The 13284-nt window shown below is 69.5% G+C and carries 13 protein-coding genes; 10 read left to right on the top strand and 3 right to left on the bottom strand.

Features of this window, described 5'->3' with window-relative positions:
• Positions 1–137: 137 nt before the first annotated feature.
• A complete protein-coding gene (locus FHG71_RS05775) occupies positions 138–1037 on the bottom strand; it encodes a LysR family transcriptional regulator (RefSeq protein WP_139080674.1) in 900 nt (299 codons plus the stop codon).
• Between the two features lie 252 nt (positions 1038–1289).
• On the opposite strand from FHG71_RS05775, the gene FHG71_RS05770 reads away from it, so the two are divergent.
• From FHG71_RS05770 to FHG71_RS05735, 8 genes are all read left to right on the top strand, one after another.
• Positions 1290–2105: a glutamate racemase gene (locus tag FHG71_RS05770; RefSeq protein WP_139080673.1), complete on the top strand. Its 816-nt coding sequence runs from the start codon at positions 1290–1292 to the stop codon at positions 2103–2105.
• 80 nt (positions 2106–2185) lie between these two features.
• The gene (locus FHG71_RS05765) at positions 2186–2449 is read left to right on the top strand and encodes a DUF2171 domain-containing protein (RefSeq protein ID WP_139080672.1); all 264 of its coding nucleotides are present in this window, start codon (positions 2186–2188) and stop codon (positions 2447–2449) included.
• An 84-nt stretch (positions 2450–2533) separates the two neighbouring features.
• Positions 2534–3559 (top strand): N-acetyl-gamma-glutamyl-phosphate reductase, encoded by a 1026-nt coding sequence (argC, locus tag FHG71_RS05760; RefSeq protein ID WP_139080671.1) that lies wholly within the window; start codon positions 2534–2536, stop codon positions 3557–3559.
• Positions 3560–3569: 10 nt separating this feature from the next.
• The gene (gene ccmE / locus FHG71_RS05755; RefSeq protein ID WP_139080670.1) at positions 3570–4049 is read left to right on the top strand and encodes a cytochrome c maturation protein CcmE; all 480 of its coding nucleotides are present in this window, start codon (positions 3570–3572) and stop codon (positions 4047–4049) included.
• 98 nt (positions 4050–4147) lie between these two features.
• Positions 4148–4759, top strand: coding sequence for a holin-associated N-acetylmuramidase (locus tag FHG71_RS05750; protein WP_139080669.1), 612 nt, complete (start codon positions 4148–4150; stop codon positions 4757–4759).
• Positions 4750–5262: a 3TM-type holin gene (locus tag FHG71_RS05745; protein WP_139080668.1), complete on the top strand. Its 513-nt coding sequence runs from the start codon at positions 4750–4752 to the stop codon at positions 5260–5262. Before FHG71_RS05750 ends, FHG71_RS05745 begins: the two co-directional genes overlap by 10 nt.
• Before the next feature lie 58 nt (positions 5263–5320).
• On the top strand, positions 5321–7285 hold the full coding sequence (locus FHG71_RS05740; RefSeq protein ID WP_139080667.1) for a heme lyase CcmF/NrfE family subunit: 1965 nt from the start codon (positions 5321–5323) through the stop codon (positions 7283–7285).
• On the top strand, positions 7285–7731 hold the full coding sequence (locus FHG71_RS05735; protein WP_176559303.1) for a cytochrome c-type biogenesis protein: 447 nt from the start codon (positions 7285–7287) through the stop codon (positions 7729–7731). Before FHG71_RS05740 ends, FHG71_RS05735 begins: the two co-directional genes overlap by 1 nt.
• A gap of 69 nt (positions 7732–7800) precedes the next feature.
• Here FHG71_RS05735 and FHG71_RS05730 read toward each other — a convergent pair whose 3' ends face one another.
• Positions 7801–9093 (bottom strand): citrate synthase, encoded by a 1293-nt coding sequence (locus tag FHG71_RS05730; RefSeq protein WP_139080665.1) that lies wholly within the window; start codon positions 9091–9093, stop codon positions 7801–7803.
• A 31-nt stretch (positions 9094–9124) separates the two neighbouring features.
• Entirely contained in the window at positions 9125–10537 is a 1413-nt protein-coding gene (gene gltX, locus FHG71_RS05725; protein WP_139080664.1) for a glutamate--tRNA ligase, read from the bottom strand.
• Between the two features lie 76 nt (positions 10538–10613).
• Between gltX and FHG71_RS05720 the strand changes: the two genes are divergently transcribed.
• Entirely contained in the window at positions 10614–12722 is a 2109-nt protein-coding gene (locus FHG71_RS05720) for a ComEC/Rec2 family competence protein (protein ID WP_246045358.1), read from the top strand.
• Between the two features lie 48 nt (positions 12723–12770).
• Entirely contained in the window at positions 12771–13256 is a 486-nt protein-coding gene (locus tag FHG71_RS05715) for an SRPBCC family protein (protein ID WP_139080663.1), read from the top strand.
• Positions 13257–13284: the final 28 nt, after the last annotated feature.

Here is a 13284-nt window from a genome sequence, read left to right as displayed (position 1 = left end):
AGGTGAAGATGACAAGCGCTAGGCATCGTCACCTTCGACTGCGCAGATAACGAGCAGCTTCGGCATCATCAAGTCTTCAACTTGACCGCTGGCAGCAAGGCTGATATGCAGTTCCCGCATAACTCGCCTCCCGGTTGTCAGGCGGCGTCCCGGATGCGGCGGCGGTGGGCGATGACCTCTTCCTGCACGAAGTCGCGGAAGGCGGTGACGCGCTTGGACTGGCGCAGCTCCTCGGGGTAGGCAAGGAAGACCGGCACCTCGACCGACTCCACGTCCGGCAGCACCCGGACGAGCGAGGGGAAGTCCTCGGTGATGTAGTCGGGGATGACGCCCACCCCCAGGTCGCTCAGCGTCGCCTGAAGCACGCCGAAGTAGTTGTTGATGGTCAGGAGGCTCTGCGGCTCGTGCCCCAGAAGCTGCTGTGCGAGGCTCGCCCCCGCCGTCACCTGCGGCGAGCTGGGCCCCTGCGTGATGACGCGATGATGCGCGATGTCCGCGACCGTCGCGATAGGGGGCGAGCGGTCGAGATAGGCGCGCGAGGCATAGAGCCCGATCCGAATGCCCATGAGCTTCTTGCGGATGAGGTCGGCCTGCGACGGCTCCTTCATGCGGATCGCCACGTCGGCCTCGCGCATGGGCAGGTCCAGCACCCGCTCCTCCAGCATCAGGTCGATCTTCAGGTCCGGGTAGCGCTCGTAAAGCTTCGTGAGCCTTGGGGCGAGCCACAGCGTCCCGAAGGCCAGCGTCGTGGTCACTTTCAGCTCGCCGAAGACCTCCTCCTCGCTGTCGCGGATGCGCGCGGCGGCGGCCTCCAGCCGCTTGTTCATCGCCCGCGTGGCCTCGAACAGCAGCTCGCCCTGCTCGGTCAGGATCAGCCCCCGCGCATGGCGGTGGAAGAGCGTGGTGTTAAGGCTTTCCTCCAGCGCGCGGATCTGCCGGCTGACGGCCGACTGGCTGAGGTGCAGGCTGTCGCCCGCGTGGGTGAGGCTTCCTGCGTCGGCGACAGCGTGGAAGATGCGCAGCTTGTCCCAGTCCATGTGGTCCCTCGGGGCGCGTGTCGGGCCCTGTTGTTATAGCACGCAGCTATGTCGTCGTGACGACACTTGCAAAGGTGCCATGCAAAATTTGCGCAGCTCCGCCCAATATGGGCTGACAATCACACGCTTTGGTTGTTCCGGTGGCGCCGCCGGGCACGACGGCTCGGATGGATTTCCGCGGCGACTCCCCCTAAGACCGGTCCAGGGACTCCGGCCGTAGGCGGGCCGGGGCAGGGAAGGACGGGACGCACGATGGCGGTGGGCATCTTCGACAGCGGTCTGGGCGGGCTGACGGTCTGGGACGCGGTCCAGCGGCGTCTGCCCGACGTTCCGCTCGTCTACTTCGGCGACAACGCCCACGCGCCCTACGGCGTCCGCGACGCCGAGGACATCTTCCAGCTCACCACGAAGGCCACGACCCGTCTCTTCGAGGCGGGTTGCGACCTGGTGATCCTCGCCTGCAACACCGCTTCGGCCGCCGCGCTGCGCCGGATGCAGGAAACCTGGGTGCCGCGCGACAAGCGCGTGCTGGGCGTCTTCGTCCCCCTGATCGAGGCCCTGACCGAACGGCAGTGGGGCGACAACTCTCCCCCGCGCGAGGTGGGCGTCAAGCACGTCGCCCTCTTCGCCACGCCCGCCACCGTCGCCTCCCGCGCCTTCCAGCGCGAACTGGCCTTCCGCGCCATCGGCGTCGACGTGGAGGCGCAGGCCTGCGGCGGCGTCGTCGACGCCATCGAGGACGGCGACATGATCCTGGCCGAGACGCTGGTCCGCGCCCATGTCGAGGCGCTCCGGCGCAAGATGCCCGATCCCGACGCGGCTATCCTGGGCTGCACGCACTACCCGCTGATGGAGCCCGTCTTCAAGGACGCGCTCGGCCCGCAGGTCAAGGTGTTCTCCCAGGCGAACCTCGTGGCCGAAAGCCTCGCGGACTACCTCCGCCGTCATCCGCAGATGGTGGGGCCCGGCACCGAATCGCTGTTCCTGACCACCGGCCGGCCGCGCCAAGTCTCGGACCGGGCGACCCAATTCCTCAGGCGCCGGATCGAGTTCCAGCCCGCCTGGTAGCCTGCCGCATCGCCCGCCCTATCTGCGCCCCTCGGTGGGGCCGCTCTCCGCGGCGCCCGCAGCCAAGGGAGACGTGTGGAATGATCGACGCAGGCAGCATCCGCGAACATGCCGAGGTGATCGGCGCTGACGGGGTCCATCTCGGGGTCGTCGACGCGGTCGAGGGCGACCGCATCAAGCTGACCAAGAAGGACAGCGGGCAGGGCCATCAGGACCATCACCACTACGTCCCGCTCAGCCTCGTGGCCGAGGTCGAGGGCGGCGACGTCGTGCGCCTTTCCGCCACCGCCGCCGTCGTGGCCGAGATGTTCGAGGAAGAGCAGGACGGCAAGCCGCTCGGCTGACGTCCTCCTCTCCGCGACACCCTGCGCCGTTGCGCGCGGGGCGGTCAGGACGTATTTGCCCCTGTGACTTCACGGGGGACTCGCATGACCGTCAACGTCGCCATCCTTGGCGCCTCGGGCTACACGGGGGCGGAGCTTGTCCGCCTCATCGCCACGCATCCCATGATGCGCATCGCGGCGCTGACGGCCGACCGCAAGGCGGGGCAACCCATGGCGCAGGTCTTCCCCCACCTGCGCCACCTCGACCTGCCCAGGCTCACCACCATCGAGCAGGTGGATTTTTCCGGCATCGACCTCGCCTTCGTGGCGCTGCCCCACGGCCTGAGCCAGGCGCTGGTCAAGGAGCTTCCCCCGAAGCTCAAGGTCGTGGACCTCGGCGCCGACTTCCGCCTCACCCCCGAGGGCTACAAGAGCTGGTACGGCGCCGACCACGTCGCGCCCGAGCTTCAGCCCGAGGCCGTGTACGGCCTGACCGAGTTCTACCGCGACCGGATCCGCGCCGCCCGCCTCGTGGCCGGCACGGGCTGCAACGCCGCGACCGTCCAGTTCGCGCTGCGTCCGCTCATCGAAGCCCGTCTCATCGACCTCGACGACATCGTCTGCGACCTCAAGAACGGCATCTCCGGCGCGGGCCGCTCGCTCAAGGAGAACATGCTCTTCGCGGAACGCTCCGAGGACGTGGCCGGCTACAGCCAGGGCGGCCGGCACCGCCACCTGGGCGAATTCGACCAGGAGTTCTCGGCGCTGGTGGGGCGCGAGGTCCGCATCCTCTTCACGCCCCACCTCGTCCCGGTGAACCGCGGCATCCTTGCCTCGTGCTACGTCAAGGGCGACCCGCAGGCGATCCACGCCGCGCTCCAGGCCCGCTACGCCGACGAGCCCTTCTGCATCGTCCTGCCCATGGGGGAACTGCCCGCCATGTCCCACGTCCAGGGCTCCAACTTCGTCCACCTGGGCGTCGTGGGCGACCGGGTGGCGGGCCGCACTCTCGTGGTCTCCACGCTCGACAACCTGAACAAGGGCTCCTCGGGCCAGGCGCTCCAGAACGCCAACCTGATGCTCGGGCTCGACGAAACCCTGGGGCTGATGCTCGCCCCGATCTTCCCCTGAGGTTCCCGCCATGATGCCCCTCAAGAAGAAGCGCCGCATCCAAATCATCGTCCTCGCGGCGGGATCGCTGGCTCTCTCGACGGGCCTCATCGGCTACGCCATGCGCGACGGCATCAACTTCTTCCGCTCGCCCGCGCAGATCCTCGCCGAGCCGCCCGTCGCGACCGAGGTCTTCCGCATCGGCGGCCTCGTCGAGGAGGGCAGCCTCGTCCGGGGCGAGGGCGAGACCGTCAGCTTCCGCGTCACCGACGGCGGCGCCTCGATCCCCGTGACCTACACCGGCATCCTTCCCGACCTCTTCGAGGAAGGGCAGGGCATGGTCGGGCAGGGCCGCTACGTGGACGGCACCTTCGAGGCGTCCGAGATCCTCGCCAAACACGACGAGACCTACATGCCCAAGGAGGTCATCGACGCGCTCAAGGACCAGGGCGTCTACGTCGATCCCCAGGCGCCCGACGCCGGGCACCAGGCCGCGCCCGTCACCAACTAGGGGTGTTGCGCGAATCGGGGGTGGACCGTTCGGTGGTCGAAGAAACCGTTAACCCTCGCATGTGAACCTGTCCCCAGCCGCAACAGCAGGGGACCCCCATGCCATCCGTCCATGACATTGCCCGAGAGATCGTCGCCCGAGAGGGCGGCTGGTCCGACCACCCCGGCGACCCCGGGGGCCAGACGAACCACGGCGTCACGCTCGCCACCCTGAAACGCCTGCGCCTCGACCTCGACGGGGACGGGCGCACGACCGCCGCCGACCTGCGCCGCCTCACGCCCGAACAGGCGGCCGACATCTTCGTGCAGCACTACTTCCTCGCGCCGCGCCTCCACGAGCTGCCGCCCGCGCTCCAGCCCGGCGTCTTCGACATGCAGGTGAACGCGGGCCGCCAGGCCGTGCGGCTTCTTCAGCGGATGCTGAACGACATGGGCTTCCCCTGCGCCGTGGACGGCGTGATCGGCTCCCGGACCGCCGCCGCCGCCCGCGCCGCCGCCCAGGCCGCGCCCAACCACATCGCGTGCGCCTACGGGATCGCCCGGCGCAATTACTATTACGCGGTAGGCGACCGCCGGCCGGTCTCGCGCGCCTTCTGCCGGCGCCGCGACGGCGGCAAGGGCGGCTGGATCACCCGGGCCGAGTCCTTCATCCACCCCCGCTACCATTTCACCGAGGCCGAGCACCGCGAAAGGACCAAGGCATGGCGCTGACCACGAACCCGCTCCGCTGGCTGGCCGCTCCCAGATCCCTGGAGATCGCCGAAGGCCTCCGCCGTCACGCCGAGGCGCAGGGCCTGCCGCCCCCCGTGCTGCGGCTCGACGCCCGCCCACGCGCCGCCTTCGACCGGCTCGTGGACGCCCTGAACCGCCTGCCGCGCCCGCTCGCCACGCTCGGCACACTGGCCCTCTTCGCCGCCGCCCTGATCGCACCCGACTGGTTCGCCGCCCGCATGGAGGCGCTGGCCCGGATGCCCGAGGCGCTGTGGTGGCTGGTCGGCGCCGTCCTGTCGCTGCACTTTGGTGCCCGAGTCCAGGCCCATGCGCAGGAGTTCCAGCGCGAGATCCTGTCGGTGGCCGCCCCGGTTCCCGATCCCGCGCCTTCCGCCGGCACCCCGGCCGTCGCCGCGCCCGGGCCGGATGCGACGCTCACCCTCGACACCCTCGTCCCCGGTCCCAATGCCGCGCTCGCCGACTGGCGCGGGGGCCGCCCGTGACGATCTGCCCCGTCGCTCGGCGCTTTATGCGACGGGGCTCAACCGGTATATGCATCCCATGATCGTAGAGCTCGGACACTTCGCCCTCATCCTCGCCCTCGGGGTCGCGCTGATCCAGATGGTCGTGCCGCTGGTCGGCGCCCACAAGGGCTGGCGCGGCTGGATGGAACTCGCCGCCCCCGCGGCGACCACCCAGTTCCTCCTGATCGCCTTTTCCTTCGTGGCGGTCACCTGGGCCTTCCTGGCCTCGGACTTTTCGGTGCAGCTCGTCTACGCGAACTCGCACTCGGCCAAGCCCTGGCTCTACAAGATCTCCGGCGTCTGGGGGAACCACGAAGGCTCGCTCCTCCTCTGGATCCTGATCCTGGCTGGCTTCGGCGCCGCCGCGGGATGGTTCGGCCAGAACCTTCCTCTGCCGCTCAAGGCCCGCGTCCTCGCCATCCAGTCCAGCGTCGGCGTGGCCTTCCTCCTGTTCATCCTCCTGACCTCGAACCCGTTCCTGCGGCTCGACGTGGCGCCGATGGACGGTCGCGACCTCAACCCGCTGCTGCAGGACCCCGGCCTCGCCTTCCATCCGCCCTTCCTCTACCTGGGTTATGTCGGCCTCTCGATGGCCTTCTCCTTCGCGGTGGCCGCGCTCATCGAAGGCAAGGTGGACGCCGCCTGGGCGCGCTGGGTCCGCCCCTGGACGCTCGCCGCCTGGATTTTCCTGACGATCGGCATCGCGCTGGGCTCGTGGTGGGCCTACTACGAGTTGGGATGGGGCGGCTTCTGGTTCTGGGACCCGGTCGAGAACGCGAGCTTCATGCCCTGGCTCCTGGCCGCCGCGCTCCTGCATTCCGCCATCGTGGTCGAGAAGCGCGAGGCGCTCAAGAGCTGGACGATCCTTCTTGCCATCCTCGCCTTCGGCTTCTCGCTGCTCGGCACCTTCATCGTGCGTTCGGGGATCATCACCTCGGTCCATGCCTTCGCCACCGATCCGACGCGCGGCGTGTTCATCTTGGCGATCCTGGCGTTCTTCACCGGCGGCGCGCTCACGCTCTACGCCGCCCGCGCTTCGGCGATGGAAGCCAAGGGCGTCTTCGGCGTGGTGAGCCGCGAGGCCGGGCTCGTCCTCAACAACATCCTGCTCGCGGTGTCGGCCTTCGTGGTCTTCGTGGGCACCCTCTGGCCCCTCGTGGCCGAGATGATCCTGGGCCGCACCCTGTCGGTCGGCCCGCCCTTCTTCGAGGCTGCCTTCACTCCCTTCATGGTCGTCCTCGCGATCGTCCTGCCGGTCGGCAGCCTCCTGGCCTGGAAACGTGGCGACCTGTCCCGCAGCCTGCGGGTGCTGCTGCCGGCGCTCCTGCTGGCCTTCGCCGTCGCGGCGCTGGCTTGGACCCTGAGCACGGGCCGTTCGATCCTGGCACCTGTCGGGGCCGCTCTGGCCGTCTGGATCATCGCCGGCGCGGCGGTGGACCTCTGGCAGCGCACCGGCCGCTCGGGCGCCTCGCGCCTCCTGCGGCTGCCGCGCGCCGACTGGGGCAAGGCCGTCGCCCATGCGGGCCTCGGGATCACCATGCTCGGCATCTCGCTCCTGATGGCCTGGCAGGAGGAGGACATCCGCACCGCGCAGCTCGGCCAAAGCTTCGATGTCGGTGCCTACACGCTGACGCTCAACGCTGTCGACGATGTGCCTGGCCCGAACTACCGCAGCCTGATGGGCGACGTGACGGTCATGCGCAACGGGCGCGAGGTCGCGCGGCTCCACCCGGAAAAGCGCTTCTACCCCGTGGCCGCCATGCCCACGACCGAGGCCGCCATTGACAACGGCGTGCTCCGTGACGTGTATGTCGTGCTGGGCGACCCCCAGCAGGACGGCGGCTATGCGATCCGCACCTACGTCAAGCCCTTCGCGAACTGGATCTGGGGGGGCTCGATCCTGATGGCCTTGGGTGGCGTCCTGTCGCTTTCGGACCGGCGCCTGCGCGTCGCGGCCGGCGCGGCCAAGGCGCCTCGGGGTGCGGTCGTGGCGGCCGAATGATGCGCGGGCTTCTTTTCGCGCTCCTCCTCTGGCCCACGATGCTGCTCGCCGTCGAGCCCGGCGAGGTCCTGGACGATCCCGCACTCGAGGCCCGCGCCCGCACGATCTCGGACGGACTGCGCTGCCCGGTCTGCCGCAACGAGTCGATCGACGAGTCCCACGCCGAGGTCGCCCGCGACATCCGCCTCCTCGTGCGCGAGCGGCTGGTGGCTGGCGACAGCGACGACCAGATCCGCGCGGCGGTGGTCGCCCGCTACGGGGAATACGTCCTTCTCCGCCCCACGGCGGAGGGCGCCAACCTCGTCCTCTGGCTGGCCGGGCCGCTGATGCTTCTGGCGGGGCTCGGCATTGGATGGGCCGTTGTCCGGGGACGCAGCGCCGCCCCGGAAGCCGAGGGCCTGTCACCCGAAGAACGCGCCCGTCTCGACGATCTTCTAGGGCGCTGACTTGCGATCTAATGAACGAGAACGGCCGCCCGGTTGGGCGGCCGTGGTGTCGATGGATGATCGAGAGCCTCAGCGGCTCTCGATCTCCACATAGTCGCGCAGCGAGTGGCCGAGATAGAGCTGCCGCGGGCGACCGATCTTGAGCTGCGGGTCCGCGAGCTGTTCCTTCCACTGCGAGATCCAGCCGACGGTGCGCGCAAGGGCGAAGATCGGCGTGAACATGGAGGTCGGGAAGCCCATCGCCTCGAGGATGATGCCGGAATAGAAATCGACGTTGGGGTAGAGCTTGCGGCTCACGAAGTAGTCGTCCTGCAGCGCGATGCGCTCCAGCTCCTGCGCGACCTGGAGGAGCGGATTGTCGTGGACGCCCAGCAGTTCCAGCACCTCGTCGGCGGTCTGCTTCATCACCTTCGCGCGCGGGTCGAAGTTCTTGTAGACCCGGTGGCCGAAGCCCATCAGCCGCACGTTCGACGACTTGTCCTTCACCTTCTCGATGAAGTCGGGGATGCGGTCTACGGTCCCGATCTCGCGCAGCATCTCGAGTGTCGCCTGGTTGGCGCCACCATGCGCGGGGCCCCAAAGGCAGGCGATGCCCGCCGCGATGCAGGCGAAGGGGTTGGCACCCGAGGAGGAGGCGAGGCGCACCGTCGAGGTCGAGGCGTTCTGCTCGTGATCGGCGTGCAGCGTGAAGATCCGGTCCATCGCGCGGGCCAGGATCGGGTTCACGTCATAGGGCTCGGCCGGGACGGCGAAGCACATGTGCAGGAAGTTCGCCGCGTAGTCGAGGTCGTTGCGCGGATACACGAAGGGCTGGCCGATCGAGTACTTGTAGGCCATCGCCGCGATCGTGGGCATCTTGGCGATCAACCGGTAGGCCGCGATCTCGCGCTGGCGCGGGTCGTTGATGTCGAGGCTGTCGTGGTAGAAGGCCGACATGGCGCCGACCACGCCCACCATGGTCGCCATCGGATGCGCGTCCCGCCGGAAGCCCCGGAAGAAGTTGTGCATCTGCTCGTGGATCATGGTGTGACGCGTCACCGTGCTCTCGAACTTCTCGAGCTCGGCGGCCGAGGGGAGTTCCCCGTACAGGAGGACGTAGCAGACCTCGAGATAGTGCGACTTCTCGGCGAGCTGCTCGATCGGGTAGCCCCGATGGGTCAGGATGCCCTGGTCGCCGTCGATGAAGGTGATGGTCGAGTCGCAGGCCGCCGTCGAGGTGAAGCCGGGATCGTAGGTGAAGACGTCCGCCTGGCCGTAGAGCTTGCGGATGTCGAGGCATTCGGGCCCCTCGGTGGGGCTCAGGATCGGCAGGGAATATTCCTTGCCGTCGATGGTGAGCGTGGCGGTCCTGTTGTCGGCCATGAAGGCGCCCCTCTGTTGTTCCACGGTCTCTCTACCCCTGGCGTGCTAAGGTGTCGTGAAGTCGCGCGATGGTCTCGTCCCGGCCGAGGACCAGCATTATATCGAACACGCTGGGCGCCACGGTTCGTCCGGCCAGCGCCGCCCGAAGCGGTCCGGCCAACTTGCCGAGCGTCGTCCCGTGCGCCTGTGCCCCAGCCGCCACGACCCCCTCGAGGGCCTCGCGGTCCCAGCTAGCATTTCGCAGACGCGGCGTCAAATCCGCCAGTATACCGTGGGATACCGGATCGAGCGATTTGGCCGCGGCCGTGTCGATGTCGAGGGGGCGCTCGACAAGTGCGAAGTGCGCCTGCTCCAGAAGTTGCGGAAGCGTCCGGGCCTTGGCCTTGGCGAAAGGCAGGGCCTTACTCAACCGCTCCCGATGGACCCCGGGGATGGGCGGCTGGCCCGTGGCCGCAAGGAAGGCGTCGAGCTCCGTCAACAGTCTGTCGTCGGGCGTGCGCGCCATGTGCTGCCCCGACAGGTTCTCCAGCTTCTTGAAGTCGAACCGGGCAGGCGACTTGCCGATTCCATCAAGCGAGAAGACGGCCATGGCCTCCTCGTCGGTGAAGACCTCCATGTCGCCGTGGCTCCAGCCCAGGCGGGCGAGGTAGTTGCGCATCGCCGAGGCAAGATAGCCCATCGCCTGATAATCGGCGGTGGCGGTGGCGCCATGGCGCTTGGACAGCTTCTTGCCGTCGGGCCCGAAGATCAGCGGCACATGCGCCATCACGGGGACCGGCCAGCCCATCGCCTCGTAGATCATCTTCTGGCGGAAGGCATTGGTCAGGTGGTCGTCACCCCGGATCACATGGGTCACGCCCATGTCGTGGTCGTCCACCACGACCGCCAGCATGTAGAGCGGCGTGCCGTCCGCCCGCAGCACCACCATGTCGTCAAGCTGGTCGTTCTGGATCGTGACCTCGCCCTGCACCGCGTCGCGGATGGTCGTCGCCCCGTCCCGCGGGGCTTTGATGCGGATGACGAAAGGTGCATCAGGGTGTTCGGCCTCGGGCACGTCCCGCCAGGGCGAGCGATAAAGGGTCGAACGACCCTCGGCGCGGGCCTGTTCGCGGAAGGCCTCGATCTCCTCGGGCGTGGCGAAGCACCTGTAGGCCGCGCCCTTGGCCAGCATCTCCCGCGCGACCTCGGCATGGCGGCCGGCGCGCTCGAACTGGCTGATGGGCTCGCCGTCCCAGTCGAGGCCGAGCCAGGTCAGGCCGTCGAGGATCTTCTGCCTGTTCTCGGGCGTGGAGCGGGCGCGGTCGGTGTCCTCGATCCGCAGGAGGAAGGTGCCTCCGCGTCCCCGGGCGAAGAGCCAGTTGAAGAGCGCCGTGCGGGCGCCCCCGATATGGAGCGCGCCCGTGGGCGAGGGCGCGAAGCGGGTCACGATCGGCGTGTCGGGCATGTCGGTTAACCTCTCGTTCACCATTCGGGGTCTAGTCTCGCGGCTGCGGATTACTGAGCGGTTGAGGGCAGGACAAGTGGACCTTGCGGGGGACGCCTCGGGGACGGCAGCAGGGCCGGGGCATCTCCGATACCTGCTCGCCTTGGCCGAGGCGGGGTTGCTGGCGCAGAGGGGGCATCTCCTGCCTTGGGCGCCCGTGGCATTGGGGACGGGGATGGGCCTCTACTTCGCCCTGCCGGCAGAGCCGGGCCAGACCGGCTGGATCGCGGTGGCTCTTGCCGGTGTGCTGGGCCTGCTGCTCGCCCGGCGCCTGCCCTCGGGCTTCGTCCCACTCGCCTGGGTGCTGGCGCTGGTCGCCTCTGGGGTCGGGCTGGCGGGCCATCGCGCCTGGGTCGTCGCCGCGCCGGTTCTGGAGTTCCGCTATTACGGCCCCATCGAAGGCCGGATCGTCGAGATCGACCGCTCGGCCTCGGACGCGCTGCGGCTGACGCTCGACCGGGTGGTGCTGGACGGCATCGATCCGGCACGGAGGCCCGAGCGGGTGCGCATCTCCCTGCGGGGTGACCAGCGCTGGCTGGTGGCCGAGCCGGGGCGCGTCGTGATGCTGACCGGGCATCTCGCGCCCCCCTCGGGTCCGGCCGAGCCCGGAGACTTCGACTTCCGCCGCGCCGCCTGGTTCGAAAGGTTGGGGGCCGTGGGCTACACCCAGTCCCCCGTGCTGACCCGGGCGCCGCCCGGAGGCGGGCTGTGGCTGCATCGGCTTCGGATGCGCCTGTCCGATGGCATCAAGGCCCGGATCGAAGGGGATGCGGGCGGCCTCGCCGCGGCGATGGCGACGGGCGACCGTTCCGGGATCTCGGCCCAGGCCAACGAGGTCATGCGCGACTCGGGGCTGTATCACCTCGTCTCGATCTCGGGGACGCATATGGGCCTTCTGGTGGCCTTTGTCTTTGGGCTGGTCCGGACATCCGTGGCGCTGGTGCCGCCGCTGGCCCTGCGGGTGAACGGTAAGAAGATGGCGGCGCTGGTCGCGCTGCCGGTGGCGACCTTCTATCTCGCGCTCGCCGGGCGCGACGTGGCGACCGAGCGCGCCTTCGTCATGGTGGCGGTCATGCTCGGGGCGGTGCTCTGCGACCGGCAGGCGATCACGTTGCGCTCGGTCGGGATCGCGGCGCTGATCGTGCTGGTACTTCGGCCCGAGAGCCTGATGAACGCGGGATTCCAGATGTCCTTTGCGGCCGTGACGGCGCTCAGCGTGATCCTCGGCCGGGCCAACTGGACAGGGAACGGGCGCTGGCGCTGGGCGGCGCCTGTTGCGATGCTGGTCCTGTCCTCCCTTGTGGCGGGGCTGGCCACGGCGCCCTACGCCGGCGCGCAGTTCAACCGCTTCGCCGCCTACGGCCTGCTGTCCAACGTCCTCGCGGCGCCGGCCATGGGCTTTCTCGTGATGCCGGGTGCAGCGCTGCTTGGCCTTGGGGCGGGGCTCGGGATTACCCAGCCCGCGCTCCTGATCCTGGAGCTTGGCTGCCGCTGGATCTTGCTCGTGGCTGACCTCGTGGCGGGGCTGGAGGGGGCCGCGACGAGCGTCATGGCCCCGCCGCCGGTGGTCCTTCCGCTCTTCACCGGGGCGGGCCTGCTCCTGATCCTCTGGCGCGGGCGGATGCGCTGGGGCGGGGCCGCGGGCATGGCGCTGGCGCTCGGGCTCTGGGCCGGGGCGGGACGGCCCGATCTCCTGATCGCGCCCTCCGGCGGGACCCTGGCGGTGCAGGGCGAAGCCGGGCGAGCGCTGTCGCGCCCCACGGGCGACAGCTTCGTTGTCGCGCGCTGGCTGGAGAACGACGGCGATCTGGCCGGGCCGGACGAGGCGGCGGGACGGCCTGGCCTTGATCGGGGCGATGGTCTTTACGGCGCCTCGGTCGGAGGACGGACCGTGCTGCTCGTCCGTGGAGCCAAGGCGCTGGCGGGAATCGCGGGGTGCGGTGGCGCGGATCTGCTCGTGACCGATCAGGCTGCCGGGGCGCGACCCTGCCTCGTGCTCGACCCGGACGTCCTGGCGCGCACCGGAGCCGTGGCCGGCTGGGTGGAGGACGGGACGTTGAGGCTTGTGTCGGCCGAGGAGGTGTCGGGCGATCGGCCCTGGACGCGGGCGGGACGCGACGGGCCGGTGCCGGACCTCGGCCCCTAGCCGTCGACTATCCGCCGGGCTATTTTGGTGGGCCAAGGGAGGACCGTCATGCAGCTGACCGGAGAGAAGCTCGTCGCCGCGCCGCCCGAGGCGGTCTGGACCGCCCTGACCGACCCGGCCTTCCTGCGCGCGCTGATCCCCGGCTGCGAGACCATGACCGGGAGCCCGGAGACGGGCTACGACATCACGGTGGCGCGGGCGGTCGGCGGGATCGAGGCCCGGATGACCGGTCGCTTCGACATGACCGAGGTCGAGCCGGCGCGCAGTTGCCTCCTGACCGGGGGCGGGTCGGGCGGCGGGGCGGGCCACGCCACCGGGGCCGCGCGCATACGGCTGCGCCCCGAAGGCCGCGGCACCTGCCTCTCCTGGTCCATCTGTGCGGAACTGGGGGGCAAGCTGGCCAAGATGCCGAACTTCCTCGTGGAGATGGCTGCCCGCAAGGTGGCGGACGGATTCGTGGAGCGCTTCGTGGCGGCCATCGAGAAGCGGCCGGTGCAGCCCAAGGGCTGGTTCGGTCGTCTCGCAGGGGGCTGATCGGGGCAAGGGACGGGCGTGGCGGCCC

Origin of the sequence: Rubellimicrobium roseum (assembly GCF_006152145.1) — a bacterium.
In the GTDB taxonomy this organism is placed as follows: domain Bacteria; phylum Pseudomonadota; class Alphaproteobacteria; order Rhodobacterales; family Rhodobacteraceae; genus Rubellimicrobium; species Rubellimicrobium roseum.
The sequence above is the reverse complement of the archived record's forward strand: the minus strand, read 5'-3'. Positions and strand labels throughout refer to the sequence as shown.